Consider the following 25,181-nt stretch of genomic DNA (forward strand, 5'->3'; position numbering starts at 1 on the left):
ACGCCACCGACACGGAACGCATACCATCGGATCCCGAGTGAACCGGGCCGAAACCCTGGCGGAAACGCTGGTGGAAACGCGGGGCGACAAATCGTCCGGCACGTGCCGATCAGAACGTGCCGACCCGCACGCGGTCACTGTCCCGGTCCGAGAGGAACGACGCGAGCGCGCTCCCCTCCTCGGCGACCGCGGCCCGGTCCACCCGGGACAAGCGGTGCAGCGGGGTGACCACCACGGTCCCCTCCTCGAACTCCCAGGTCGCGGCGGCCCGCCCGTCGACCAGTACCACCCGGGCACCGGAGACCGACAGGCCGCGGTGCGCGTCGTCGATGACGCGCCCCCGGTCGTGGTAGCCGAGGATCGCGTTGTCGAACGCCGGCAGGAACCGCACCGGGGCCGGCGTCGCGGCGTCGGTGCGCGGCAGACCGGGCAGGTCCAGCAGCTCCCGGCCCCGCTCGTCGCGGAACGACACCAGTTCCCCGCGCATCGCGGCGACCGCGGCCGGCAGCCCGGCCAGACCTGACCAGGCGCGCAGATCGGCCGTGGCCGCCGGGCCGTACGCCGTCAGATAACGCCGTACAAGCGCCCGGCCCACGGGGTCCGACGCGTCCGCGGGAAGCGGGTCGACCTCACGGCCCAGCCACGAGGAGACCAGGAAGTTGCGCACCGCGCCCTTGGTCCGCCACAGCCCGCGCGGAGGCGACTGCACCACCGGGATCAGGGCGGCGAGCAGCATCTCTCCCAGCGCACGCGGCCCCGGCTCCGGCCAGCGCCCCGCGAGCTCCCGCGCCAGACCGCCCATCGAACGCGGCTCCCCGTCGGACATCAACTCCCGGCCGGCCGACTCGAGCTCACCGAGATCGACCCCGGCGAGCTCACGGCGGTAGACGCCGAGCACCCGCTGGCGCAGCATGGCGCCGTGCCGGGCCCGCCACGCCAGCAGGTCGCCGGCCGTGACGAGATGTACCGTCCGCCGCATCAGATGGGCCCGCACCACGTCCCGTCCGGTCAGCAGGTCCGACAGTGCGGGCGCCTCGAACCCCCGCAACCGCGACCAGAGCCCGACGAACGGCTCCTGCGGTTCCTGCGCCTGCAGACCCCCGAGGTGTGCCACCGCGTCCAGCGCCGGCATGTCGGCGCGGTCGAGCAGCAGCTGGCGGGCGAGCAGTGCGCGGTTGAGCGCCCGGGCGTCCAGCACGGTCACCGGATCACCCGGCGGTGCGCCCGTTCGTGTGTCGTCATGGTGACACCGTTCCCTTCGATTCCGTACAACGTGGTGAGGCCGTCAGCCCGGCGTCCGCCCGTCCAGCGTCCCGCCCGGTATGCCTGGTGTGCCGGGGCGTCTCCGAGGCGAGGTGCGTCAGTACCCGGCGCACACTGCGCACCGCTCCCGGCTCGTTCCACGGCGCCCGGGCAGCGGGTGCGCCGTCGGCGGATCGGGCCGGGTGACGCCCTCGGGCAGGTCGTGGCGCATCCCCGAGGGCCTTCCGGGCACGAAGCGCATCCACCCTTCCCCGACGGACGCGAAGTGCTTGACCGGCCCGCCCGGGCACAGCGCGCGGACGCGAGGGCGGCGAGCGGACCGGCCCGCTCCGCGTCGGCGGACCGGTGAGCGGCCGCGGCCGTGGCGGCGCTGCCGGTACCGGCCGTGGTGGTGGCCGGCACAGGGGTGGTGGTCACGGCGAGGAAGCCTTTCGGGTCGTGCTCGTCGTCCTGCGGTACGGGACCACCGTGACAGCCGTAGAGGTCAGGACGTGACCTCTACTCGGGGCACCATGGGCGCCATGCCAAAGACATCGGCGCGACTGCTGGCCCTGCTCTCCCTGCTCCAGGCGCGCCGTGACTGGCCGGGGCCACTGCTGGCCGACCGGCTGGGCGTCAGTCCGCGCACCGTGCGCCGCGACGTCGACCGGCTGCGCGAGCTCGGCTATCCCGTCGAGGCGGTCAAGGGCCCCGACGGCGGTTACCGGCTCGGCGCCGGCACGGACCTCCCACCGCTGCTGTTCGACGACGAGCAGGCCGTCGCCCTCGCGGTCGCCCTCCGGATCGCCGCCACCACCGGCGCCGGCACAGAGGAGGCCGCGGCGCGCGCGCTGAACACCGTCCGCCAGGTGATGCCGGCCAGGCTCCGCCACCGCGTCGACACCCTCCAGGTCACCGCCGTCGAGCGAGCCGGCTCTGCCCCCCAGGCCGACAGCGGCGTGCTCATGACGCTCAGCGGCGCCGTCCGGGCCCGGGAGGTACTGCGCTTCGACTACACCCCCGCCTTCCCGTCCGAACACGGCGGACAGGACCCTGCGGGGCCCCCGCCGCGCCGGGTGGAACCGCACCATCTCGTCACCCGGGGCGGCCGCTGGTACCTCGTCGCCTGGGACCTCGACCGCGAGGACTGGCGCACCTTCCGCGCGGACCGGATCACCCCACGTACCCCCACGGGCCCCCGCTTCACGCCGCGCGAACTGCCCGGAGGCGAGGTCTCCCGTTTCGTCGCCGCCAGGTTCCGGGGCTCCGACGGCTCGGGGGAGTGGCCCTGCCGCGGTGAGGTGATCCTCGACCTGCCCGCCGCCGAGGTGTCCCGCTACGCCCGCGACGGAGTCGTCGAGGAACTCGGCCCGGACCGCTGCAGGCTCACCCTGGGCGCATGGTCATGGGCAGCCCTCGCCGCCACCGTCGGCCTCTTCGACGCCGGCATCGAGGTCGTCGGCCCGCTCGAACTCAAGGCGGCCTTCGCCCACCTGGGCCGCCGCTACACAGCCGCGGGTGCGGCCCTCCCGCCCACCCCCGTGCCCCCCGCACCGCACAGCGGACCCACCCCGCCCCGAAATTCGTTGGACAACTCCCCGGCCGCAGAAGAGCGTTGACCGGATTAATCAGGAGGCCCTCTGGGACGCCGACGCCGCCCAGCGCTACGACACACCCGGTACCGGCATGTTCGCGCCCGAAACCCTGCGGCCGACCGTGGACCGGCTCGCCCGGCTCGCCGAGGGCAGAGCGGCACTCGAGTTCGCCGTCGGGACCGGCAGGATGGCGGTGCCCCTCGCCGAGCGAGGCGTCCCCGTCACCGGTATCGAGCTGTCGCGCCCGATGGCGGAACGGCTGCGCACCAAGGCGGACGAGGCGACGATCCCGGTGGTCATCGGCGGCATGGCGACCACCGCCGCGCCGGGGGAGTACGGCCTCGTCCACCCGGTCCACCCCACGGTTGCCAACCTGCTCACCCAGGCCGAGCAGGTCGAGTGCTTCCGCAACGCGGCCCGCCACCCCGTCCCCGGCGGCCGGTTCGTGGCCGAGCTCCGGGTGCCGGAACTGCGCAGGCTCCAGGCTCCCACCGGGCCGGGCGGCCGCGGTCATGCGGTCCGAATCCGGCTACATCCTCCTGGACACGTACGACGTCCTGCACCAGCGGGTGGTGTCGCACCACTTCCGGTTCGACGGGACCCGGCAGGCGCGGCTGGACCGCACCCCGCACCGCTACATCTGGCCGGCCGAACTCGACCTCATGGCCCGGCTCGCCGGCTTCGACCTGGAGACCCGACACGCGGACTGGACCGGCGCCCCCTTCACCGCCGAGTCGCGCTCCCACGTGTCGGTCTCCCCCATGCCGCTCGCCCCCGCGCACCCGGCCGAGCCCTCGACCGAGCCCGGGGGCAGCCCCGCGCGAAGGGTTTCCGGCCGGGCCGTGGTGCTCGCCGCGTGACATCGTGGTGCCATGAGCATCGATGTGCGCCCCGCCTCCGACTTCGACGGCGTCCATGCCGTGCTCGGCCCCAAGTCCCCTACGGCCAACGTCTGCTGGTGCCTGAACTACCGCATCCCGTCCAAGCTCAACCGTGAGCTTCGGGGGCCGGCCCGCGGGGAGTACGTCGCCGAGCTGTGCCGTACGTCGCCCCCGCCCGGGGTGCTCGCCCCCGCCGGTGACGTACTGGTCGGCTGGGCCGCGGTGGCGCCGCGCTCGGCCACGTCCTTCGCTCGCAGCCGCACGATCCCGCACGTCGACGACCTGCCGGTGTGGTCGCTGTGGTGCATCCGGGTCCGCCCCCGGCCACCGCACACAGGGGATCTCGCACGCCCTCATCGCCGGTGCGGTCGAGTTCGCCCGCACCCGGGGCGCACCCGTGATCGAGGCGTACCCCCTCGACAACGGTGACGCCAAGGTCGACCTCACGATGGCGTACGCCGGTCTCCGGAAGAACTTCGAGCGTGCCGGGTTCACCCATGCCGCCGACACCACCTCGGTACTGGCCGGGCACCCCCGGGTCCTGATGCGTCTCGACCTGCGCCCGGGCGGACCCGGAGCGGCCACGAAGGGGCCGGCCCGGCGGCCGGTCCGGCCGGGTGACCCCGGCCGGACGTGACGGCCGGGTCTCAGACCCCGACGCCGAAGTCGGCGGCGATTCCGGCGAGCCCGGAGGCGTATCCCTGGCCGACGGCGCGGAACTTCCACTCGGCGCCGTTGCGATAGAGCTCGCCGAAGACCATCGCCGTCTCGGTGGAGGCGTCCTCGGAGAGGTCGTAGCGGGCGATCTCCTGGTTGTTCGCCTGGTTGACGACCCGGATGAAGGCGTTGCGGACCTGGCCGAAGCTCTGGCCCCGGCTCTCCGCGTCATGGATCGAGACCGGGAACACGATCTTGTCGACCTCGGCGGGGACACCGGCGAGGTCCACCTTGACGGACTCGTCGTCGCCCTCGCCCTCACCGGTGAGGTTGTCCCCGGTGTGCTCCACCGAACCGTCCGGGCTCTTCAGGTTGTTGTAGAAGACGAAGTGCTGGTCGGACGGCACCCTGCCAGAGGCGTTGAGCAGCAGCGCGGAGGCATCGAGGTCGTAGTCGGTGCCGGTGGTGGTGCGGACGTCCCAGCCGAGGCCGATCACGACCGCGGTCAGGCCCGGGGCCTCCTTGCTGAGAGAGACGTTGCCGCCCTTGGAAAGGGAAACTCCCACTGGGTACTCCTTCTCGGTCGTTCTCGGTGATGTCGAGTGTTCGCGGTCGTCCGCGATCGAGGGGCCGTTCCCGGCCGAAGCTCAGCTGCGTGAGTTGCCGAAGAGGACGCGGTAGCCGATGAGCAGGACAAGCGCGCCCACGATGGCCGAGCCCCAGGTGGCGGCGTCGAAGAACTCCCGCTGCACAGGCCGGTCCAGGAACTGCGACGACAACCAGCCGCCCAGGAAGGCCCCCGCGACGCCGATGACCGTCGTCCCGATGAGTCCGCCCGGATCGCGTCCGGGCAGGACGGCCTTGGCTGTCGCCCCTGCGAGCAGTCCCAGCACCAGCCATGCGATGACGCCCATGACGCCCCTCCTTGTCGTGTCGTCGCGCCTGCCGGCCGACAACGCGGCACAGCAGGCGCCCGTGCACGGGCAAGCCTAACCTCTACAATTATGTAGAAGCTGTGGGGTGGGGTGTCGTCCGGTGAGAGGTCCCGGTGGCCCTCGCGCCGCGCCCGTGGGCCCGGGTGCGGCACACGCCCGGGCGGGCCGGGCCCCGGTGGGCCCGGCCCGCCCCGATGAGGTCAGCCCTCGTCCTCCGCCTCCTCCTCGTCACCCTCGAAGAAGTCCCCGACCTCGTCGACGACCTCGGCCGCGACCATGCCGCCGACGACCCCCACGGCCAGCCCGGCCGCGCCCGCCGCGACGACCGTCCCCATGCCGGGGCCGGAGCGGTGGCCGTCGTGGTGGTGCTCGTCGTGCCCGTGGTACCCGGTGTGCCCATGAGCGCCGTGCGAACCGTACGAAGCCCGGTGCTCCACGAGCCGGCGCATCCACTCGTCCACGATCGCGGTCCAGTCCTGGTGCTCGACACCCTCGTGGGAGACCGTGAACCGGTTCACCGCGTCGTGGCCGGAGGAGAAGAGCCCACCACGCTTGTCCGCCTCCAGCACGACCTCCATACCGCCGGGGCCGGCGAGGAACGTCACCTCGATCTCGGTGACCTGGTGGGCGTACTGCGCCCCCGGGGTCAGTTCGATCTCCTGGTAGAAGGGCAGTTGCTGGCCGGTGCCGCCGATACGGCCGTACTCGAGATCGGCGGACCGGAAGCCGAACCCGAGCCCGCCGAACGCCTCGAGGATCGCTTCCTGTGCGGGCAGCGGCCCGACGCTCAGCTGGTCCAGGTCGCCCTTGTCCTTGGCGCCCGCCACGGCGAGCTCGGTCCGCACGCCCAGAACGATACCGAGGCTCTGGCCGTGGAGCTCGGTGACGGGGGTCTCCCAGGGCAGCGCCACGGCGAACGGGACGCTCCGCAGTTCGCCCGCGCCGAGCCGGAAGCCGCCGCCCACGGTGAACCGCTCGAAGACGACGACACCCTCGCTCTCCCCCTCCTCGTGCTCGGCCTCGACCCGGGCCACCAGCTCCAGCGTGATGTGCTCGATGTCGAAGTCGGCGTCACCACCCTTGAGATGGACCTGTCCGGTCAGTGCGGTTCCGGGCCGGGGCGCACCGGGGTCGAGGACCGTGTCGACCGTGGGGCCGCCCACGCCGAGCGAGCCGAGCAGTCGTTTGAACACCATCGGGGCGTCCACTCCTTCACGTGCGAGTGTTCCGTAAACACAGTGCCGCGCGTCCTCGCGGACGCACGGCGCAAGCTTTCTACAAGCACGTAGAAGCATAGGGCGGCGATGTCCGGGCAGACGTGCACCCGCTGCCGACGCGGCGGGAATGGCCGAAAGTGGGCACCCGCGTCTGCGGTGCGGACGGGATCCCCCTCGCCGCCACCGCACGCGAGGGGAGGGCCGGTTGTCCATGGGCCGGGTTTACCCGGACGTCGGTCACAGCTACGGTTCTCCGGGTCGTTGCTCTCGTGTCACTTACACAACTCCCCTAAGAGGTGTTCTGCTCTGTCTGGGTTCCCGAAGGAAGGAATCGTGAACGAAACGCTGCCCTCGCGCAGCCCCGGGGAGACGGACGGGCCTCCGACGAGACCGGACAAGGGCAGGAGCCACGCCGACTCCGCGCCGGCCGGCGGTGGGACGGACGGGGAGAGGCCGTCGGCGAAACCGCGGGACGCGCTCTTCGACAACGCCAAGTACCTGGCCATCGTGCTGGTGGCGGTCGGTCACGCGTGGGAACCGCTGCGCAGCGAGAGCCGTACCGTCACGGCGCTCTACACCCTGGTCTACGCCTTCCACATGCCGGCGTTCATCATCATCTCCGGCTACTTCTCGCGCGGCTTCGACTGGAGCCCGGCGAAGATCAGGCGTCTGATCACCGGCGTCGCCGTGCCGTACGTCGTCTTCGAGGTGGCGTACACCTTCTTCACCCGGTGGAGCGACAACGAACCGGACCGCCCGATCAGCCTGCTGGACCCCCTGTATCTGACATGGTTCCTCGCCGCGCTGTTCATCTGGCGGATGACCACCCCGATCTGGCAGACCCTGCGCCGGCCGCTGCCCGTCGCCCTCACCATCGCGGCACTGGCCACCCTCGCCCCGTCCATCGGCAAGGACCTCGACCTCCACCGCACCCTGCAGTTCCTGCCGTACTTCGTGCTCGGCCTCTCGCTGAAGAAGGAGCACTTCGAGACGGTGCGGCGCCGTGAGGTGCGCATCCTGGCCGTACCGGTGTTCGCGGGGGCGCTGGCTGTGGCCTACTGGGCCGTGACCCGGATGGACTACGCCTGGTTCTTCCACAACTCCAGCGCCGAGGACCTGGGGTCGCCCGCCTGGCACGGGCCGCTCATGACCCTGGCGATCTTCGGCTGCTCGGCGGTCCTCGTCGCCTGTTTCGTCGCCCTCGTCCCCCGGCGCCGCACGTGGTTCACCGCGCTGGGTGCCGGCACGCTGTACGGGTACCTGCTGCACGGCTTCTTCATCCAGGCCGCCAACCACTGGCACTGGTCCCGCAACGACTGGTTCCACACTCCGCTCGGCGAGATCACCGTCACCGCGATCGCCGCCGTGGTCGTGACCGCCCTGTGCACCGCACCGGTGCGGAAGGTCTTCCGCGTCGCGTTCGAGCCGAAGATGGACTGGGCCTTCCGGCAGCAGGCCCCCGCGCCCGTGGCGGCGTCGGAACCGGCGCGGAAGCCGGTTGTGGAACCGGCAGGGGCACCACGGCGGTCCAGTTAGATCCGAGGGGCGTACGAGCCCTGCCCCGTGGGCTCGTACGCCCCTTCCCGCGGTGGTCGCGGACGGCGCAGAACCCGCGAGGTGCGCGTGTGTCACGGGGCCGGTCCGGCCGGCGACGCACCCGCTCCGCCCGCCCGGTCAGTGCGCCCGGCGCACCGGACACACTGCCGTCATGCCGCCTGTCGGGACGCCGGCTGCTGCGAACCGGTGCCGCGCACGCCGCGAGCACGCGCACGCAACACGGTCTTGAGCACCTCGCCGGTCCACAGGATCGCCGAGCCGACGGCAGCGCACACCAGCCACTGACCGGGAGTGAGGTCGGTGGTGGTGAAGAAGCCGTGCAGGGCGTCGGTTTCGACGATGGCGATGAGCAGGGCGATCACGGCACCCGTGGCGACGAACGCGGAGGTGTTCTGCAGTGTTTCCCGGCTGAACACGCTGCGGATGTCGTGCCGCACGTTGAGCAGGTTGAAGACCTGGAAGAACACGAAGGTGACGAAGGCCATCGTGCCCGCGACGGTCGCCTTTCCCAGCTCCGCCTCCGGGCCCGGGGCCCAGATCAGCACCGCCAGCGTGCCGGCCGCCATCACCGTGCTCGCCAGCAGGATGCGGGCGAGGCGCTGCTTGCTGAGGATCCGTTCGCCGGCCGCGCGGGGCGCGCGCTTCATCGCGTCCGGGCTGACCGGGTCGACGCCCAGGGACATGGCCGGCGGCCCGTCCATGACCAGGTTGACGAACAGGATCTGCAGGGCGGTGAAGGGCGCCCCGCCCGCCAGGCCGGTCAGTGAGGCGATCAGGAAAACGGCCACGAAACCCAGGGCGGTGGAGACCTGGAACCGGGTGAACTTCACGATGTTGTCGTAGATGCCGCGGCCTTCGCGGACCGCGGACACGATGGTGGCGAAGTTGTCGTCGGTCAGCACCATCGTGCCGGCCTCCTTGGTGACCTCCGTCCCCGTGACACCCATCGCCACCCCGATGTCGGCCTTGCGCAGCGCGGGGGCGTCATTGACACCGTCACCGGTCATCGCGACCACGTCACCGCGGTCCTGCAGTGCCCGGACGATACGGATCTTGTGCTCGGGGGACACCCGGGCGACGACACCCGCCTCGTCCAGCCGGTCGGCCAGGACGGTTTCGTCGTCGATGCGGTCCAGCTCGGCTCCCGTCACGGCGGCTCCGGGGATACCGAGTTCGCGGGCGATGGCGCCCGCGGTCACCGCATGGTCACCGGTGACCATGCGGACCCGGATCCCCGCGTCGATGCACTCGGCGATCGCCGCGCGGGCCTCGGGGCGGGGCGGGTCGACGATGCCCACCATGGCTGTCAGCACGATCCGGTCGAGGAGATCCTTGGGGTCCTCGGGAGCCCGGAAGCCGTCGGCGGGGAAATCCTCCATGCCCAGCGCCATGACCCGCATGCCCTGCTCGGCGAGTGAGGCGTTGCCCTCGTCGAACCGGCGGCGGGCCGCGTCGTCGAACGGCAGGATCCCCTCCTCGCCGACGAGGCGGTCCGCGCGGCCGGCGAGGACGTCAGGAGCACCCTTGACGAAGCACCGGACCACCGCGCGCCCGGAATCGTCCGTCCAGTCGTGGAAGGTCGCCATGAACTTGTAGTCGGAGTCGAAGGGGACCTCCAGCCGCCGCGGCCGCTCCTGCCGCAGCCCGGCCACGTCGATGCCGCCCTTCTCGGCCAGGACCACCAGGGCGCCCTCGGTCGGGTCACCCACGACGTCACCGTCGCGGATCACGGCGTCGGTGCACAGGGCCATCGCGGTCAGCGCGTGGTCCAGCGTCTGCGGCAGGGGCTGTCCGTCGGTGGTGCGGATCCGTCCCTCGAAGGAGTAGCCCTCGCCGGAGAGGGTGAGCCGGCGGCCGGCCAGCAGCACCTCCCGCGCCGTCATCTGGTTCAGCGTCAGTGTGCCGGTCTTGTCCGTGCAGATCTGGGTGGTGCCGCCGAGGGTTTCGACCGACGCCAGTTTCTTGACGATCGCCCCCTTCTTGGCCATTCGGCCCGTGCCCATGGCGAGGGTGAACGCGACCACCGCGGGCAGGCCCTCGGGAATGGCCGCGACCGCCAGCGACACGGCACTGATGAACAGGTCGCCGAAGTCCTGCCCCCGCACCAGGCCGAGGACGAACACAAGCGCGATGACCAGCCCGGCGATCAGGGCGAGGGTGCGGCTGAGCGCGTCGATCTGACGCTGCAGCGGCGTCGGACCGGGCTTGGCCGAGTGCAGCATGTCGGCGATGCGGCCGGTCTCGGTATCCATACCGGTGGCGGTGACCGCGACCTCGCCGCGGCCGCGTGTGACGGCGGTGTTCATGAACACCGCCGTCAACCGGTCGGCCAGCGGGGCGTCCTCCGTGACCTCGGCACCCGCGTTCTTGGCCACGGCCTGCGCCTCACCGGTCAGGACGGACTCCTGCACCTCCAGGGAAGCCGACGTCAGCAGCCGTCCGTCCGCGGGCACCCGGTCGCCCGGCGCGAGGGTGACCACGTCCCCGGGGACCAGTTCACTGGCGGCCAGTTGCCTCAGACGGCCGTCGCGGCGGACCGTGGCATGAGTGACCGTCATCTCCCGCAGGGCGTCCAGTGCCGCCTCGGCCCGTGACTCCTGCACGAACCCGATCGTCGCGTTGAGCAGCACCACCACGGCGATCGCGATCGGGGTCTCCCACTCCCGGGACACCAGCAGGCTGACCACGGCGGCCACCAGCAGAATGATGATCAGGAGATCCTGGAACTGCCGGAGGAAGGCCCGCCACCGGGGTTCACGCGGAGCCTCGTCCAACTGGTTCGGCCCGTGCTCCGCCAGCCGCCGGGCCGCTTCCTCCGAAGACAGCCCCGCACCGGGGTCGACATCGAGCCGGCCCGTCGCGTCGGTCGCGGGCAAAGCGTGCCAGGGCGGTGGTGTGGCGGAAGTACCGGAAGGAAGCATTGCTCCATTCTGCACGCGATTGTGCGGGCCAGCATGCGCGTACAGGAAGAATCCGGAGGTCAGCCCGGGGACAGGAGAGTTGTCCGCACCCACACCCGCACTCGTCCGCGACCGGCCCGCCCGTGTGCCGGCTCCCGTACCGCTCGGCAGCGGGCCCCCAAAGCGGCGTCACCTTTTCAGCCCTGTCGCCCGTACGACCTGAGGCCGGCCATGGCGAGGCCGAGGACGGCGGCCGTCTCCCTGCCGTAGCGCACCATGAGACCGGTCCGTCCAATGACGGAGTTGGCGCGCACCGTGGTACGCGGAGGCGGAGCCGGCAGGAACAGCAGACCGCGGATCACCCGGAGCCCCGACTCTGCCGCCGACGTCCCACCGGCCAGGCGCGGACGAGCAGGTGCCATGTCACCCGTGACCTTCACGAGCCGGGAACGAGGTGCGGCGATCCCCGGCTGCTTCGCCCGGTCCGCACCTGACCCCGCCGTCCTGGGGATGGTGGCCGAGGACGACGGTTCCCGTGACGCTCCGCTGCTCTCCGACCACTCGTGGGCGGTGGGCGGCCACCGTCTTGGCACGGAGGTGCTCCCCGTCGCTTCGGCGCGGATCGTGATCGCGGCGGGGGAGGAGGCCCCGGACACCCTCACCGGACGCACCGCGGTGGCGACGGCCGCGTTGCCCGGACAGCAGCCGGCGGTGTCCCCGAGCCACCACGGCGGTTTCCCGGACGGTGAGTTCGGCTACGCCGGGCGGCCCGTTCGCACGCAGGCTGCGCGAAGTCCTCGGCCACGCCGGCCGACGGCCCGTCTCAGGGGGTGCCCAGGTACGTGGTGGCCTCGACGTCGTCGAGGTGGATGAGGATGTCGTGCGCCTCACCGAGGGCGATCCTGTACTCCATGGGATCGGGCCATCCGGCACCGATGTTGTAGGTGACGCGCGGCCGGTCCAGCCAGTCGCGCACGGAGCGGGGTGCGGTGCGCATGTCCAGGATGCAGTCGCTCTGGCGGGCCTGGTCCAGGGTGTGCTCGTTGGAACCCGGTTGCGCGGCACCGACGCGGTGGGTCCGCACGACGTCGTCGTCCGTGCCGAACGCCTTGAAGGCGCCCTCGTGGAAACTGAAGCCGATGCTGACGTAGCCCTTGCCGAACGTGTCGCGCAGGAAAGCCCCTTGGGACTTGGGGTATCGCAGGTCGAAGGTCTCGTAGGGCACATGCGTATTGTGTGCCGACAGCAGGACCCGGTCACCGGTGTGCCGGTGCCACCAGGCCACGTTCTCGGCCATCACCCGGTCACGGAACTTCATCATCGCCGCGATCTGGGCCTCGTCGGTGATGTCGAAGGAGTAGCCCTTGGCCATCTGGTGGATGGCTCTGGCGTGCTGCACGGCCCACAGATGCTCCTGCCTGCCGGCACCGCGAGCCGAGGGCTGCTCCCGCAGCAGTTCGAGCACCCTCCCGGTCCGCTCCGCCCGTGCCCTGCGCTCGGCCGGCGGCAGTGCGAGGTAGTCCTGCATGTAGGTGCCGGCGTCGGTGGCCGGAGGCAGGCCGCGGTAGAGCCCGGCGACGCGGTTCTGCAGTCGCGGGTGACGGCGGGCCACATGGTCGGTCACCCGCTCGTACAGCTCCGGCCCGGCGTAACCCATGTCGTTGCCGGTGAAGCGGACGGGGTCGTGCGGGTGCTGACGGTTGTAGTCGCGCATCCACTCGATGAGGTCGAGGTAGTCCTGGTCGTTCCAGATCCGGTACGACCCCTGGAACTCCTCACGCGCGATGTCCTTCAGGCTGCCCTCGCCGTTCACCACGCAGTCGTCGAGCCGCACACCACTGCTCCAGGCAAGCTCGAGAGAGAAAGCCCTGAACCCTTTCTCCTCGACCAGGTAACGGAAGATCCGGTGCTTCATACGGAAGAAGTCCCGCGACCCATGGGTGGCCTCGCCCAGCCCCACCACGTCAGCGCCCTCGACCATACGGCCGAGCGCGTTCAGATCGCGCAGGCTGCCTTCGGGTCCGGTGCTGCGCAGTGTGTGGGCACTGCGCTCGATGGCATCGACCACCGTCTCTCCGTACTGCCCGGACCTGGTGGCCTGCGCGGACGAAACCGAAGTCCGGGCACCTGCCACTTCCTCCCCGACGGCCGGGGCGGCCATGGCCACGGCGCCGAGGGAGAGGAGGACCGAGGGAATGATTACTGCCTTGCGTTGTGTCATGCCCATAGATTTCCTGGAGTGCCGTGGACTTCACCAACCCCTGGGCTGCCCGTCTCGAGGTACCCCAGGCACTACCGCCGGGGCACTCCGGCTGCGTCCGGGCCCGTCGGGACGTGTGTGGTGGTGCGACCTGTGCTCCGGACCGGGGTGCCGGCCCCATCGTGAGGGCCGGACCAGGAAGACGGCAGACCATGATGCCCGCGCCCACGCCCAGAACCGGATCCGCACCCGGCCCCGACCCCAGCTCCGGCACCGGCTCTGCCGTGCCGAGGCGTGCGGGCCGGACGGTCGCACCGCCGCTCGGCTGCCGCCGGCTCGCGCGACGTGCAGGACCGGGGTGGGGTGGACACGGATGCGCACCGGTGTCCAGCGCACGGGCGGCGTCGGGCGCTCGGCCGTGAAGGACAAGGCACGCACATATGCGGACCGCCGGCGGGCCGTCCGGTCATGTGCGAACTCCGGGACCGGCCACGGACCCATGCCATGCCGCTCCGCAACCAACTCCGACGCCAGGGGCCACGGACTCTGCAGTCCGGGACGGGGCCCGGGCCGTGACCTCACGGGCGCGTCCACCGGCCTGTCGCCGCTTCTGGCGACCGCGCCGGCGGCGGGGCGTCGGCGGCGTCCCGGGCGGGCCGACACCGGTGAAGGACGAGGCCCGGGCGGGTGACCGCCCGTACCGCGGTCTGTTCACCTGCTCAGGGCCTGCCCGCGGCTGATCCGAAGAGGCCCTCCGGGTCGTACGCGGCCCGGATGCCCTCGAGGCGTTCCTCGTGCGATCCGAAGACCGCGCCCCGCAACTCGCCCGCGTCCTCGCCGAGCCCGGCGAAGTTGACGTACGTCCCGCCGCTCGAGAACGGTTTCATCGCGTCCCAGGCCGAGCGCGCCCATCCGATCGCGGTCCCGTCCAGTGCCGGGTCCTGCCAGCCCGCGTCGATGCTCACGTTGTAGCGCGCGGACCGATGCGCGAACGCGCTGTCGTCGGGACCGACGCGTGCCACGGCGCCGCCCAGGGTACGGACGACGACCAGGCTTTCCGGAGTGGGCCGTCGGGAATGCCAGTCCACCAGGGTGCTGATGGCCTCGTCGGTCAGCTCGTCCAGGAAATGCGACTTCATGAAGTAGCGTTCGCCGTCGGGAAACCGCCAGGTGTTGGCGCTCTGCAGCGCGACGTAGGACATGGTTCCGCTCAAGTCCATCAGCGGCGGCCCCAGTTCGCGTTGCGGTGCCAGTGCGGCGAGGGCGGCGTCACCCGGGGGACCCCCGTACACGGCGCCCACCATCACGCAGTTCGATCGGTGCAGTTCCTGCGGGACCGCCGGGTCCGCGGGGATGCTCCAGAGCAGGAGTTCCGGTGTGACCGTCTCCGGCGCGGTGTACGTCGCGTCCCGCCAGGCCCGCAGCACTTCCTCGGCACGCTCGTAGGGGTGGAGAACCAGCACACCGGCCACCTCGGGGCCGAGCGGGTGGAGATCGAACTCGAAGGAGGTGACGACTCCGAGGCCCCGACCGGCGCCGCGCGCCGCCCAGAACAGCTCGGGGTCCTCCTCCCGGTTCACCGTGCGCACCACGCCGTCCGCGGTGACGATCTCGAGTGAGCGGACGCTGTCGCAGCTCAGACCGAACGTCCGCATCACAAAGCCGAAGCCGCCGCCGAGGGTGAGACCGGCGATCCCGGTGGCCGAGATCTCCCCGCCCGGTGCGGCCAGAGCGTGCAGTTGCGTCTCGCGGTCGAGTTCACCCCAGGTCAGGCCTGCCTGGGCCCGCGCCGTGCGGGCAGTGGGATCGACGTGTACACCCTTCATGCGCGACAGGTCGATCACCAGCCCGTCGTCGCACACACCGCTTCCCGCCACCTGGTGCCCGCCACCGCGGATGCTGACGACGGGGCGGTACTCGCGGGCCACCCGTATCGCCTCGACCACGTCCGCGGTGCCGGAGCACCGGGCGATGAGCGCGGGACGGCGGTCGATCAGCCCGTTCCACACGGCCCGGGCCCCGTCATAGCCGGGATGCCCGCGGTCGATCATCTCACCCAGGAGCGAGGAGCGCAGTTCATCCGCCATCGACCGCTCCGCAGCGGCTGTCAATACGGACCCCTGTTTGTCCGGCATCTGCGTCACATCCCGGGGCGCGCTGGTGGCTGCCGTTCTCTCGTTTCCACGCTAGTCCGGTGCGGTCGGGCCCGCATTCCGGTCCGGTAGGCGTGCGGGCCCGACCGCACCGTGGTGAAACGGGTGACCGAACACCTCTGTGCCTGTTCCGGTCTGCTCAACGATGCAGGCCGGTAAGCCTGTTACGGACGCGTTGGCGGCTGCCCGATCACCGGCGATGAGAAGGGCCTTTGACCTCCGGCAGATCGACGTCCCGGCCCTCGTCGCGCACGGCACGGACGACCAAGTCGTGCCCTACGCGGACTCGGTGCCCCTGTCGGTCGAACTTCCGAAGAGCGGCACCCTGAAGTCGTACGAAGGGCTCCCGCACGGCATGCTCTCGATCCTCCCGGAGATCCTCAACCCCGACCTCCTTGCCTTCGTGGAGTCGTAGTCCTCGGCATGAGCGGAGGCTGGGGGCGATGGCGACGGTATCGAGGCCGCTGCGGCTGTGCCGCGCGAGGTCGGTGCGCTCGGGAACGTACGGGCAGAGCACGCCGTTGGTGCTCTCCTCGGCTCCGCGCTGCCGGGGACTGTGGGGATCGGCGAAGCAGATCTCCAGGACGGTGCCGACGCGCGGTGGGGCGTGTGGGGCCGTCTCCGCGCCGTGGGCTCGATCCGTGGGCTCGATCCGTGGGCCTCGAGCGGACCTTGGGACGTGGCCGTTCCCCGCGGACGGTCGGCCGCATGCTCTTCGGCCGGCTTTCGGGACGCCGCCGGTCGGGTGGGCGGCCCGGACCCCGCCTCGCGGCCACCCGGGGCCCGGCGGCAGGGCCGAGCCGCTCCAGCAGTGGATTCCCTGCTCCCCGCCCCGGCGGGGGTCGGCTCAGGCGGCCGGACGCACCCGTTCCATGGGGTGTGGCCGGTCCCGTCGTCCTGCTCGCAGTGGGAGGGGCCGGAGTGCGCCACTGCCCGCTCGAGGCCTTCCCGCGTGATCCCGACGGTGGGGACGACCAACCCGGCTCCTCGGACGTACTCGCCTCACGGCCAGGGGCCGGTACACCTGCCGAGGACCTGGTGGTGGGGGTGGTCCGTCCGGCGGGGTGCGTGCGGGGGACGTGTTGTCGTGAGGGCTTGTGCCTGCCACGATTCGGGCGGAGGGGCAGTGGTGGTGAGGTGGAGATGAGGGCGGCGGCATGCGGAGCGTGGGTGTGGAGGAGGAACTGCTGCTGGTGGACCCGGTCAGTGGTGCGCCGGTCGCCGTCTCCGGCGCGGCGCTTGCGGCGGCGGACTGCGGGGCCCTGCAGTCCGGCGAGCGCGGGAAGGGCCATCGGTTCGAGGAGGAGCTTCAGAGGGAGCAGGTGGAGTTCGCGACCGAGCCGGTGACGGAGATGGGCCGGCTCCTGGAGGAGATCATCCGCTGCCGGAGGGACGCGGCGCGGTATGCGGCCACGGCCGGGGCGGTGGTGACGGCGCTGGCGACCTCGCCGCTGGCTGTCGAGCCCTCGCTGAGTGCCGGTATCCGCTACCGGTGGCTGGGTGAGCAGTTCGGGCTGACGGCCCAGGAACAGTTGACGTGTGGCTGTCACGTGCACGTGTCGGTGGACTCCGACGAGGAGGGTGTGGCCGTCCTGGACCGTATCCGCCCGTGGCTGGCGGTCCTGACGGCGATGAGCGCCAACTCGCCCTTCTGGCAGGGCCAGGACACCGGCTACGGCAGCTACCGCAGCCGGGTGTGGAACCGCTGGCCGTCCGCCGGCCCGGTCGAGATCTTCGGGTCCGCCGACCGCTATCACCAGCAGGTCACCGCCATGATCGAGACCGGGGTCCTCCGTGACGAGGGCATGGTCTACTTCGACGCCCGGCTTTCCGCCAGGTACCCCACCGTGGAGATCCGTGTGGCGGACGTCTGCCTGGAGGCGTCGTTGCCGGTACTGCTGGCCGCGCTCGCGCGTGCTCTGGTCGAGACGTCCGCCCGGGCCTGGCAGGACGGTGTACCGCCGGACAGGGTCGGAACAAGTTTGCTGCGCCTTGCCTCGTGGCGAGCGGGACGCTCGGGCCTCGACGGTCCCCTCCTGCACCCCGGGACCATGCGGGAGACCTCCGCCGCCGAGGCGGTGTGGGCCCTGTACCGGCACGTGCGCGGGACACTGGTGGACCACGGCGACGACGACCTTGTCCGTGAGGGCATCGCCCGTCTTCTCGAACAGGGTGACGGGGCGCGTACGCAACGCCGGCTGCTGGCCGAGGAGGGCAGTCTCGCCCGTGTCGTGACCTGCTGCGCAGACCTGACCACGGGCGGTTGACGCCCTTCCGTCGAGCGGGTGCGCTGCCGTCAGGAGGGTCGCGCCTGAGGGGGCACGGGTGGTCCGGGTCGGTATGGGTCCGCCAGGAGCTTCGTCGTTGCGTACCGCCGCTGACTTCCGGCAGCCGTGCATCACGGTCAGGTCGCGAACGGCTCGGTTCCTGCGTTCCGGCTTGTGAGGGGGATGGCGGGGCATACGGGCTTCACCTGTCTGAGAGGAGCCTGTTCATGCTTGGCATAGTGGCTGCCGTGCTGTTCTTCTTCGCGTTTCTGATCAACGCGGCGGACATCGGCACCAATGATGTGTTCTCTTCGACGAACGTGATGCTGCTGGGGCTGACTGCCCTGGCTCTGCACGTGGCGGGAATCGGTGCGGGCTGGGCTTCCAGGAGCCGACGCTGACCCCGGACCCTGAGACCGCTGACCCGCGTGACGGGGTGCTCGGGGCGACGTGAACACTCCGAGCCCCCCGCCACCTGGTAGCCGGCACCGCCCGAGGCAGCGGTTCCCCAAGGGGCACCTGTTCGGCAGCATCCTGGGCCTTCGAGAAGCGTGACGGTCCGGAGGACCGGTCCAGGGGGGAACTTCGGACCTGCGGACGTACGCGTCCTCCGGGGAACAAGGAGGAGGGGGGACGTGTTGAGGGCATCGTGGTCGTGGAGGGGACAGTGTCCCCGGGCCTCACCCATGGCCTGCAGGGACGATCGTTCGGCTGAAGCCCCGCAGAGCCTTTCGCCGCGTAGGCGACCGCCCTCCACGACCACGTGCACGGTGGCTTCGGTCCGCCCGGCGAGGTGCCGGGCGCGCCGTGGGCGGCGGTCCCCTCCTCCGAACGTGGGATGCGGAACAGGGCGCCCGCCGGCACCGTTGTCCACCACGTCTGACATGTTCGAGTCAACGGGCTCGGGCGGTCGCGAAAGGAGCACCTCATGGCACGCAGTACTGCGAGGCCGGTCGTCAGGCTGAAGTCGACAGTAGGTACGGGAGTCACCTACGTGACCCGCAAGAACCGTCTGAACGACCCCGACCGGCTGGTCCTGCGGAAGTACGACCCGGTCGCCGGTGAGCACGTCCTCTTCCGCGAGGAACGATGACACCTGCCTCCGTCGCCCCGCGACGGAGGCCCTCGCGGGGGGAGGCCGACGGTCCCGTCCCCCTGTTCCTGTTCGACCCCGCGGAAGGAGAACGTTTTGAAGGTACGCACGTCCTTGCGCTCGTTGAAGGCCAAGCCGGGCGCCCAAGTGGTGCGCCGGCGGGGCGGGGTGTTCGTGATCAACAAGAAGGATCCGCGTTTCAAGGCCCGCCAGGGCTGACGAGCCACTTCGCTGCCGGACGGCCCGGCACCGCGAGCGCGGTGCCGGGCCGTCCGGCGTGCCGGCGGGGGAGCGGGACGAGAGGGCCGGCCCGTGCTCAACCGGCGCTCGCACGGTGCCGTCGGAGAAGATTCGCACCTCCCGGAAGGGCCGCCCCCGGGTCACCGGGGCTCACCGGCCGTCGACGTCCCGGTCGAAGTCTTCTGCGCACTGCCGTCGGTCGGCTTCGGTGTCGGCGTGCTCGACGCACTCGGTGTAGTTCTTGAACTCGTCGCTGCTGAACACGGCCGCGCCCACTGCCAGAAGCACCGAGGAGGCGACGAGCGCGAGCGCGCCGATCACCGCGCCGATCACGGACATCGTTCCGTTGGTGGCCACACCGCGTTTCCCGCGCCGGTGTCCGAGGACTCCGAGGACCAGCGCCGGCAGGCCGAGCACGATCCCGCCGAGTACGGTCCAGAACAGTACGGCGCCGGCCAGGCCCAGAACGAGAGCCGCGATACCGAACCCGTTACGGCGTTCACCCGCACCGGCGGGCCCGTTCTGCCATCCCCCGTGGTGTCCTTGCGTCGATGTCATGGTCGCTACCTCCGATACGAGACGGATCAGTTCTGCGTCTGGCCACGTTCGAGGGCCGTCCCGGTCAGGTCGGTGACCTGTCGGGGCGGTGGTGCCTTCGCCTCCACGTCCGTACCGAAGTCGCTGAACTCCATGACGGTGCGCACCTTCGCCGGCCGAGGAGGCGACGAGGCCCGGTCCGTGGCGGCGTCCTCGGCGGGGGCCTTGAGCGTCATGTCGATCTGCTGCCGTCGGATGCGGCCGTCGCCGTCGAGCCACACGTCCATCGGCAGGGTCGGACCGAGTTGTCGACGCAGAGTGGCGCCGTCGGGGAGTTCGGCGACGTCGACGGCGACCCGGTAGTGGGTGGTGTTCACCTCGCCGACTTCGGAGGTGCCCTCGCGGGTCACGTCCTTGCCGTCGATCGCCCTGGCGAACGCCGCTGCCTGGACAGGATCGTTCACGGACTGGCCCCCCACTGCCCGACGCTCGGCGGCCTTCTGCAAATCGATCCTGATCCACGGCTTGCCGCCCGGAACCTCACTCCGGGGAAGCTTCTGGTAGAGCACTTGGTCGACGACCCGCTGTTCGACGCGCCCGCCCTGCGCGCTGAGGGTCATGACGCTGTCACCGTCCCGCAGGTCGACGGTCCCCCGGCCGCTCGCCGTCATCGAGGTGCCGTCGGCCGAAGTCTGCACGCGCAGCGTCACCCGCGCGGTGTCCTGCTCGGCCGTCTTGCCATAGGCGGAACGGAGGGCCTTCGTATCCTGCTCCCGGGTGCTGGACGTCTCCTTGCCCGCCGGGGAGCCGCCCACGGTGCCGCAACCGGCCAGCACCGTGCCGGCCAGAACACCGGCCACGGTCGCCGTGCCCACCCGGATGCTGCCGTCTGGCCTGACCATGTGATGTGTCTCCTCTCAGGTGTGCGCGTGCCGGCCCGCCGTGGTACCGGCGTGGTGTCCCGGCTGCCCCTGTCCACAGCGAAAACACGTGCGGAGAATCCTCTTTGACGTTGCGTCACTGCTCCCGCCGACGCGAGGCCCCCGGGCGGGGCCGTGGCGGCCGGAGGGCGGGCCACCGGCCGGCGGCGCGTCACCGCCGGCCGGCCTCCAGTCGCGGTCACGGCCCGGCGGGAACGGTGTCAACGCGCCAACGCCTTGACGGTGACCAGGTCTTCACCGGTCAGTTCCGCGATCCGGTGCGCCGGCACCCCGGCTGCCAGGGCGCGGACGAGCAGCGCGTCCCTGCCGTCCGAGTAGGAACGGTAGGCCAGCAGTTCCTCCTCCAGCCGGGCGACGTTGTGCGGCGCGGCATGCCGGCGCACGTGGCTCAGCTCCTCCTCCCCGAGGGGGACGGGCAGCCGCTCGGCATCGTCGGGAAGGACTGACGTCTCCTCCGGCGGCACCAGCCGTAGCCCGGGGGACGTCGCTGTGACCCCCTGAGCTTGCAGCCATGCCCGGACCGCGGGGGTCTCCATGCAGGCCAGTTCCCCGACGGCCGCGGGGGGCACGCCGAGCGTCACGGCCGTGCCGTTCAGCAGAACGAGGTAGGCGTCATCGGTCATCTTCGGTTCCTCACGGGAGAAGGTCTTGTCCTGACGGCACCCCCTATACCCTTCATCGGCCGTCTCACGACCGCTCCCGACCTGTCGTCGGCCATCCACGCCCGCCGCGCGGGATTCCGGGTCTCCCGGTACCGCGCGTAAGAAGCCCGTCTGGATACGGGCCTGCCGATCGCCGCCGACGCCGGCCCCGCACGGCGCCGGTGCAGCGCGCTCCTGCCGGAGGGGGCCGACCGGTCCCGCTCCTCCACGTCCTGCCGGCGGCCGACCCCGGCCACCTTCCCGGCCGTGCCCTCGACGAGTGCGGAAAGGCAGGCGGAGCAGGCAGGGTGAGCCGGGACACGCGCACGTGCGATGCAGGGAGCCGTCGCGTTCTCCTCCGTCGTCGGACGGACGGCCCGTGCCATGGGCAGGACGGTCGGCCCGCTGATGCCGACATGGCGCGGGAGGCAGGTGAGGAACGCGACCGTCTCCACGCTGTCGGTGCCGTCCAGGCCGTCCAGGCCGTCGATGCTGTGGAGCAGCCCGGCCATCAGGCTGCCGGCGTCCGGGCCCGTGACGTGGTCGGGCGGTGCGGGGTCGACCATGCCGGGCTCCATGGCTGAGATCGGCAGAACCCCCGCGGTGTCGAGGACGAGGTCTGCCGTCCTCCACGGATCAGCCACCTGGTCGGCGGTCGCTCGGACGACCACCCGGTCGGTGACCTCCACGGCCGCGGCCCGCCGAACCCGCACCGACCGGCTCGCCCGGCTCCTGCCCGTGGAGGGCTGTGACGACGGCGGTGAGCGAGCGAAAACGCGTCGCCGTGCAGCAGTCGGGCCGGCGCTGCGTCCTTGAGCAGGAATCCGCCCGCCCCGGCGCGCAGCGCCTCGTGGACATACCCGTCCAGGTTGAACGTGGTCGCCACGGGCACCCTGCCGGGGTGTTTTCCCGGCACCGGCGAGCAGGCCGGCGGCCTCGAGGCCGCCGAGCACCGGCATACGCACCTCCATCACCACGGCGTCCGGGCGCGATTGCCCGGTGAGCCCGACCGCGGCCTGCCCGTGCGGGGAAGCCGGCGCCGCGGTACTCCTGGTTCGCCCACCCGTGCCGCAGGCACGCTTGGTGTCGCGGCCCTGCGCCGATACGAGGGACCTGCTCGATGAGGCCGTGACGTTCCCCCAGCCGTCACCGCCTCACTCAGGCCGTCGACCCGTCGTCCACGGGGATGCCCAGTCGGTCGGCCAGGGTGGTGAGGGCCGTTCCCAGGGGGAGCGCGACCCGGGTGACGGCGTGCCGGTCGCCCCGGGTGGGGTCCCGGTTGACGATCAGTACGGGCTTTCCGGCCTGAGCCGCGTGGCGGACGAACCGGAGCCCGGACATCACCGTCAGCGAGGAGCCCAGAACCAGCAGCGAGGCCGCCTCACGGACCAGCGTGCGGCAGTGCTCGACCCGCCGAGGCGGAACTGCTTCGCCGAAGAACACCACGTCCGGTTTGAGGACGCCGTCGCAGACCGTGCAGGGCAGCACACGGAAGCCCTCGACCTGTTCGTCGGTGAGATCGGCGTCGCCGTCCGGGTTGATTCCGGCGGCCGTCGGCTCGAAGCCCGCATTGGCCTCCTCCAGCCGCCGGGCGAGTTCGCTGCGCAGGCTGAGAGCGCCGCAGGAAAGGCAGACGACCCGGGCCAGGCTTCCGTGGAGTTCCACGACCCCCTCGCTGCCGGCGCCCTGGTGCAGGCCGTCGACGTTCTGGGTGATCACACGTGTGAGCAGGCCGTGCCGCGCGAACGCGGCCACGGCCCGGTGCCCGGCGTTGGGGCGGGCGCGGCCGAAGGTGCGCCAGCCGAGGTGACTGCGCGCCCAGTACCGGCGCCGGGCCTGGGTGTCGGCGGTGAAGTCCTGGTAGGTCATCGGAGTGTGCCGACTCAGGCTCCCGCCCTCGCCCCGGTAGTCGGGGATGCCCGACTCCGTGGAGATGCCCGCTCCGCTGAGTACCAGCACACCACCGGTGCTCAGCGCGTCGGCGACCGGCTCCAGATCCGTGGTGCCGGGCAACGGGTCATCGGCAGGGAGCCAGTTCAGAGTGGGGCGCATGCGCATACCGCCAGGGTACGGAACAGGCGGTCGCCACCAGGAGCAGGAGAAGGCCGCAGCCCGGCAGGCCGCGCTGACCGACCGCGAACCGGGCACCCAGGTCCGCAAGCCGGCCGACGCCGTCCGCTCCCGTCGAGCCGGCCAACGGCAAGGCCGACCTCTCGGGGTGACGTCGACGACGTCGGAGCCCGGACGCGGTCCCAGTCCCCGCGTCCGGGCTCCGACGTCGTGCGTGACGACACAACCGGTGCGGACGGCTCCGCACCGGATGTCACGGCGTTCCCCGCACCGCCGGTGAAGGGCGCCGAAGGGCTTCACCGCCTCCAGGAGCTGGTGGGTGCCCCGACCGGTTACCGGAGGAAAGATCCGCAGTGGCCTCGCCTCCGCCCGGTGCAAGCGGCGCACAGGGAAGGCATCGCCGCATCCCGCTGCCGTGACGGCCACGGCGCCTCCCGTATGAGAGGCAGGCCCGTCGAGCCCACGGTCTCGGGGGAGACCGCGGAGCACCGGCCCACGGCCCGGGAAACGCATCGGTCCCCGGTTACCGCCTTCGTCTTGCTGGACGGCGCCGAGCTGTTCCGGCCGTATGCGGGCCACCGCGCCAACAATCCGGCGTCCTGCGCGGCGGCCACCACCACGGGCTTCGCCGTGGAGGGACTGCAGCATCGGGAACCGGAGTGCGACGGGGCGCGCTGCGGCATCGGACCGCGTACCCGGCCCGCTACGGACGAGGCCTCCTCAAAGCTCCGACCAGACGTCCCCCTCCGTCCCCCGTCCCCCGTCCCTCCGTCCCGCCGACCCGGCGGGGTGCGGGGGCGGCGGCGGTCTCAGCGCAGGACGGTCTCCCAGGTGTCGACGGCGAAATGGGTCGTCATCCCGTGGCGGTCGTACAACCGGGGAGCCCCGGTGGTGTTCGCGGTGTCCACCCCGAGCCCGATGGTGTCCCGGCCCCGTGCCGCGAAGGCCGCGAAGGCGTGCCGGAGCAGGAAACCGCCGAGGCCCAGGCCGCGGGCCCCTGACAGCACGCCGAGGCTGGGGATCCACCCCAAGGCCTCCCGGTCGTTGCGCGCCAGCAGGAATCCGGCGTCCCCCAGCTCGTCGGTGGAGACGATCCACACCAGGGACCAGTCCAGCGCGTCGGCGTCGATGTCGTGCAGCCACTGGTCGTACGTGCGCGGCTGGAAGTCGAAGTGGTCGGCGAAGGAAGCCTGGTGGAGTGCGTGGACGCGGACCCGGTCCTCCTCGGCGCCGCAGTTCCGTATCCGCACACCGGCGGGTGCCTCGGGCACCACGTCCAGCGCGGGGTCCAGCGGGCGGTGCTTCACGTGATATCGCCGTACGACCTGCCAGCCCCGTGTCAGCAGCAGCTGCGTGTCGAGGGTGGGCGCCACGTTGAGGTGGAGGTGGACCACGGCTCGCTCGGCGCCGTTCTTCCCTGCCTTCTCCAGCGCTCTGGCCTCCATCACCTCCAGCAGGTGCGCGCCGGGCCGCTGATGGTCGGGCAGCACGTAGTGGTCGATGTCGATGCGGTCGCCGCCGGACTCGTCCCACAGCAGGCCGTAGGCCACCAGCTCGTCCCCGTCCCACACGAGCCACGAGTCGCGCTCCAGATCGGTCTCGGGATGTTTCAGGTCGGCCTGGACAGTGTGCAGGTCGGTCTCGGGCCGGCCGATCTCGATCTCGTCGACCTTGTTGAGCAGTTCGGTGATGGCGGGCGCGTCCGTGAGCGCGGCGGGCCGCAGGGAGTAGTGCATGACAGCCTAGGGTCCGGGAGAGGGGCGCGGGCCGCAACGGCTTTTCCGGCTGGCGACCGCATCCGGGGAGGGCGCGGCCGCCCGGTCCCGCGGACCGCGGGGCGTCAGCGGGCGGGGCACGCCGGGTGCTCCGTGGGCAACGGCCGTCCCGCTGTCCCAGGAACGAACCGGGATCAGAGGGTCGGATGGACCGCCGGGGCCGAACAGGAAACCGGAAGACGCGGGGCGGGCCTGGCGAGCCGGCGAGGGGTCGCGGCCGACGTGCAGCGCGTCAGCGAAGAATGCCCCACCCGTCGGCGACCCCCGCAGATCGGTTGCT

Annotated in this window: 20 protein-coding genes and 4 pseudogenes; 9 read left to right on the plus strand and 15 right to left on the minus strand. The window is 71.6% G+C overall.

Features of this window, described 5'->3' with window-relative positions; all coding sequences use genetic code 11:
• Nucleotides 1-109: 109 nt before the first annotated feature.
• The gene (locus TU30_RS16780; protein WP_042170664.1) at nt 110-1,204 is read right to left on the minus strand and encodes a winged helix DNA-binding domain-containing protein; all 1,095 of its coding nucleotides are present in this window, start codon (nt 1,202-1,204) and stop codon (nt 110-112) included.
• Between the two features lie 580 nt (nt 1,205-1,784).
• Here TU30_RS16780 and TU30_RS16785 point away from each other — a divergent pair.
• The 3 genes and pseudogenes from TU30_RS16785 to TU30_RS16795 form a co-directional block, all read left to right on the plus strand.
• The gene (locus tag TU30_RS16785; protein WP_078878323.1) at nt 1,785-2,861 is read left to right on the plus strand and encodes a YafY family protein; all 1,077 of its coding nucleotides are present in this window, start codon (nt 1,785-1,787) and stop codon (nt 2,859-2,861) included.
• 4 nt (nt 2,862-2,865) lie between these two features.
• Nucleotides 2,866-3,604 (plus strand): annotated as a pseudogene (locus tag TU30_RS16790) (methyltransferase domain-containing protein); the annotation flags it as partial.
• 105 nt (nt 3,605-3,709) lie between these two features.
• Nucleotides 3,710-4,280, plus strand: a pseudogene (locus TU30_RS16795) (GNAT family N-acetyltransferase); the annotation flags it as partial.
• A gap of 85 nt (nt 4,281-4,365) precedes the next feature.
• On the opposite strand, the gene TU30_RS16800 reads toward TU30_RS16795, so the two are convergent.
• The 3 genes from TU30_RS16800 to TU30_RS16810 all read right to left on the minus strand — a co-directional run bounded on the left by TU30_RS16800 (nt 4,366) and on the right by TU30_RS16810 (nt 6,506).
• Nucleotides 4,366-4,941, minus strand: a complete 576-nt coding sequence (locus TU30_RS16800; protein ID WP_042170666.1) for a TerD family protein — start codon at nt 4,939-4,941, stop codon at nt 4,366-4,368.
• Between the two features lie 81 nt (nt 4,942-5,022).
• Complete coding sequence (locus tag TU30_RS16805) at nt 5,023-5,289, minus strand: GlsB/YeaQ/YmgE family stress response membrane protein (RefSeq protein ID WP_042170669.1); 267 nt, start codon at nt 5,287-5,289, stop codon at nt 5,023-5,025.
• Nucleotides 5,290-5,510: 221 nt separating this feature from the next.
• A complete protein-coding gene (locus TU30_RS16810) occupies nt 5,511-6,506 on the minus strand; it encodes a sporulation protein (RefSeq protein WP_042170671.1) in 996 nt (331 codons plus the stop codon).
• Between the two features lie 354 nt (nt 6,507-6,860).
• Between TU30_RS16810 and TU30_RS16815 the strand changes: the two genes are divergently transcribed.
• Nucleotides 6,861-8,063, plus strand: coding sequence for an acyltransferase family protein (locus TU30_RS16815; RefSeq protein WP_234307884.1), 1,203 nt, complete (start codon nt 6,861-6,863; stop codon nt 8,061-8,063).
• 170 nt (nt 8,064-8,233) lie between these two features.
• Here the strand turns inward: TU30_RS16815 and TU30_RS16820 are convergent, their stop codons facing one another.
• The 4 genes from TU30_RS16820 to TU30_RS16835 all read right to left on the minus strand — a co-directional run bounded on the left by TU30_RS16820 (nt 8,234) and on the right by TU30_RS16835 (nt 15,271).
• Nucleotides 8,234-10,960: an HAD-IC family P-type ATPase gene (locus TU30_RS16820; RefSeq protein WP_199816864.1), complete on the minus strand. Its 2,727-nt coding sequence runs from the start codon at nt 10,958-10,960 to the stop codon at nt 8,234-8,236.
• A gap of 221 nt (nt 10,961-11,181) precedes the next feature.
• Nucleotides 11,182-11,406, minus strand: a complete 225-nt coding sequence (locus tag TU30_RS36065) for a hypothetical protein (RefSeq protein ID WP_141713767.1) — start codon at nt 11,404-11,406, stop codon at nt 11,182-11,184.
• Nucleotides 11,407-11,807: 401 nt separating this feature from the next.
• Complete coding sequence (locus tag TU30_RS16825) at nt 11,808-13,205, minus strand: erythromycin esterase family protein (protein WP_042170805.1); 1,398 nt, start codon at nt 13,203-13,205, stop codon at nt 11,808-11,810.
• A gap of 698 nt (nt 13,206-13,903) precedes the next feature.
• Nucleotides 13,904-15,271 carry an FAD-binding oxidoreductase gene (locus TU30_RS16835; RefSeq protein ID WP_042170676.1) on the minus strand — a complete coding sequence of 456 codons (1,368 nt, stop codon included), beginning with the start codon at nt 15,269-15,271 and terminating at the stop codon, nt 13,904-13,906.
• 280 nt (nt 15,272-15,551) lie between these two features.
• On the opposite strand from TU30_RS16835, the pseudogene TU30_RS16840 reads away from it, so the two are divergent.
• The 5 genes and pseudogenes from TU30_RS16840 to ykgO form a co-directional block, all read left to right on the plus strand.
• A pseudogene (locus tag TU30_RS16840) lies at nt 15,552-15,752 on the plus strand (serine aminopeptidase domain-containing protein); the annotation flags it as partial.
• Between the two features lie 742 nt (nt 15,753-16,494).
• A complete protein-coding gene (locus tag TU30_RS16845; RefSeq protein WP_042170683.1) occupies nt 16,495-17,604 on the plus strand; it encodes a glutamate--cysteine ligase in 1,110 nt (369 codons plus the stop codon).
• A gap of 227 nt (nt 17,605-17,831) precedes the next feature.
• Nucleotides 17,832-18,005 carry a hypothetical protein gene (locus TU30_RS36515; RefSeq protein ID WP_170102187.1) on the plus strand — a complete coding sequence of 58 codons (174 nt, stop codon included), beginning with the start codon at nt 17,832-17,834 and terminating at the stop codon, nt 18,003-18,005.
• A gap of 527 nt (nt 18,006-18,532) precedes the next feature.
• The gene (rpmG, locus tag TU30_RS16850) at nt 18,533-18,697 is read left to right on the plus strand and encodes a 50S ribosomal protein L33 (protein ID WP_042170684.1); all 165 of its coding nucleotides are present in this window, start codon (nt 18,533-18,535) and stop codon (nt 18,695-18,697) included.
• Nucleotides 18,698-18,793: 96 nt separating this feature from the next.
• Nucleotides 18,794-18,916 carry a type B 50S ribosomal protein L36 gene (gene ykgO, locus TU30_RS16855; RefSeq protein WP_042170687.1) on the plus strand — a complete coding sequence of 41 codons (123 nt, stop codon included), beginning with the start codon at nt 18,794-18,796 and terminating at the stop codon, nt 18,914-18,916.
• Nucleotides 18,917-19,087: 171 nt separating this feature from the next.
• Here ykgO and TU30_RS16860 read toward each other — a convergent pair whose 3' ends face one another.
• The 7 genes and pseudogenes from TU30_RS16860 to TU30_RS16885 form a co-directional block, all read right to left on the minus strand.
• Nucleotides 19,088-19,495, minus strand: coding sequence for a DUF4190 domain-containing protein (locus tag TU30_RS16860; RefSeq protein WP_042170689.1), 408 nt, complete (start codon nt 19,493-19,495; stop codon nt 19,088-19,090).
• Nucleotides 19,496-19,521: 26 nt separating this feature from the next.
• A complete protein-coding gene (locus tag TU30_RS16865) occupies nt 19,522-20,376 on the minus strand; it encodes a hypothetical protein (RefSeq protein ID WP_042170692.1) in 855 nt (284 codons plus the stop codon).
• A 239-nt stretch (nt 20,377-20,615) separates the two neighbouring features.
• Entirely contained in the window at nt 20,616-21,038 is a 423-nt protein-coding gene (locus TU30_RS16870) for a DUF6003 family protein (RefSeq protein ID WP_042170694.1), read from the minus strand.
• Nucleotides 21,035-21,622 carry a hypothetical protein gene (locus TU30_RS16875; protein WP_078878318.1) on the minus strand — a complete coding sequence of 196 codons (588 nt, stop codon included), beginning with the start codon at nt 21,620-21,622 and terminating at the stop codon, nt 21,035-21,037. Before TU30_RS16875 ends, TU30_RS16870 begins: the two co-directional genes overlap by 4 nt.
• 215 nt (nt 21,623-21,837) lie before the next feature.
• Nucleotides 21,838-22,078: pseudogene (locus TU30_RS37290) on the minus strand (response regulator); the annotation flags it as partial.
• Nucleotides 22,079-22,214: 136 nt separating this feature from the next.
• Entirely contained in the window at nt 22,215-23,114 is a 900-nt protein-coding gene (locus tag TU30_RS16880) for an NAD-dependent protein deacetylase (RefSeq protein ID WP_042170699.1), read from the minus strand.
• An 821-nt stretch (nt 23,115-23,935) separates the two neighbouring features.
• Nucleotides 23,936-24,862: a GNAT family N-acetyltransferase gene (locus TU30_RS16885; protein ID WP_042170700.1), complete on the minus strand. Its 927-nt coding sequence runs from the start codon at nt 24,860-24,862 to the stop codon at nt 23,936-23,938.
• Between the last annotated feature and the right edge of the window lie 319 nt (nt 24,863-25,181).

Origin of the sequence: Streptomyces sp. NBRC 110035 (assembly GCF_000829695.1) — a bacterium.
GTDB lineage: Bacteria > Actinomycetota > Actinomycetes > Streptomycetales > Streptomycetaceae > Streptomyces.

Excerpts from the sequence above, each read along its gene's own strand:
- TU30_RS16785 (WP_078878323.1), top strand. The coding sequence starts at position 1,785 with ATGCCAAAGACATCGGCGCGACTGCTGGCCCTGCTCTCCCTGCTCCAG.
- TU30_RS16805 (WP_042170669.1), bottom strand. The coding sequence starts at position 5,289 with ATGGGCGTCATCGCATGGCTGGTGCTGGGACTGCTCGCAGGGGCGACA.
- TU30_RS16810 (WP_042170671.1), bottom strand. The coding sequence starts at position 6,506 with ATGGTGTTCAAACGACTGCTCGGCTCGCTCGGCGTGGGCGGCCCCACG.
- TU30_RS36065 (WP_141713767.1), bottom strand. The coding sequence starts at position 11,406 with ATGGCACCTGCTCGTCCGCGCCTGGCCGGTGGGACGTCGGCGGCAGAG.
- TU30_RS16825 (WP_042170805.1), bottom strand. The coding sequence starts at position 13,205 with ATGACACAACGCAAGGCAGTAATCATTCCCTCGGTCCTCCTCTCCCTC.
- TU30_RS16835 (WP_042170676.1), bottom strand. The coding sequence starts at position 15,271 with ATGGCGGATGAACTGCGCTCCTCGCTCCTGGGTGAGATGATCGACCGC.
- TU30_RS16845 (WP_042170683.1), top strand. The coding sequence starts at position 16,495 with ATGCGGAGCGTGGGTGTGGAGGAGGAACTGCTGCTGGTGGACCCGGTC.
- TU30_RS36515 (WP_170102187.1), top strand. The coding sequence starts at position 17,832 with ATGCTTGGCATAGTGGCTGCCGTGCTGTTCTTCTTCGCGTTTCTGATC.
- rpmG (WP_042170684.1), top strand. The coding sequence starts at position 18,533 with ATGGCACGCAGTACTGCGAGGCCGGTCGTCAGGCTGAAGTCGACAGTA.
- TU30_RS16860 (WP_042170689.1), bottom strand. The coding sequence starts at position 19,495 with ATGACATCGACGCAAGGACACCACGGGGGATGGCAGAACGGGCCCGCC.
- TU30_RS16865 (WP_042170692.1), bottom strand. The coding sequence starts at position 20,376 with ATGGTCAGGCCAGACGGCAGCATCCGGGTGGGCACGGCGACCGTGGCC.
- TU30_RS16870 (WP_042170694.1), bottom strand. The coding sequence starts at position 21,038 with ATGACCGATGACGCCTACCTCGTTCTGCTGAACGGCACGGCCGTGACG.
- TU30_RS16875 (WP_078878318.1), bottom strand. The coding sequence starts at position 21,622 with ATGGTCGACCCCGCACCGCCCGACCACGTCACGGGCCCGGACGCCGGC.
- TU30_RS16880 (WP_042170699.1), bottom strand. The coding sequence starts at position 23,114 with ATGCGCATGCGCCCCACTCTGAACTGGCTCCCTGCCGATGACCCGTTG.
- TU30_RS16885 (WP_042170700.1), bottom strand. The coding sequence starts at position 24,862 with ATGCACTACTCCCTGCGGCCCGCCGCGCTCACGGACGCGCCCGCCATC.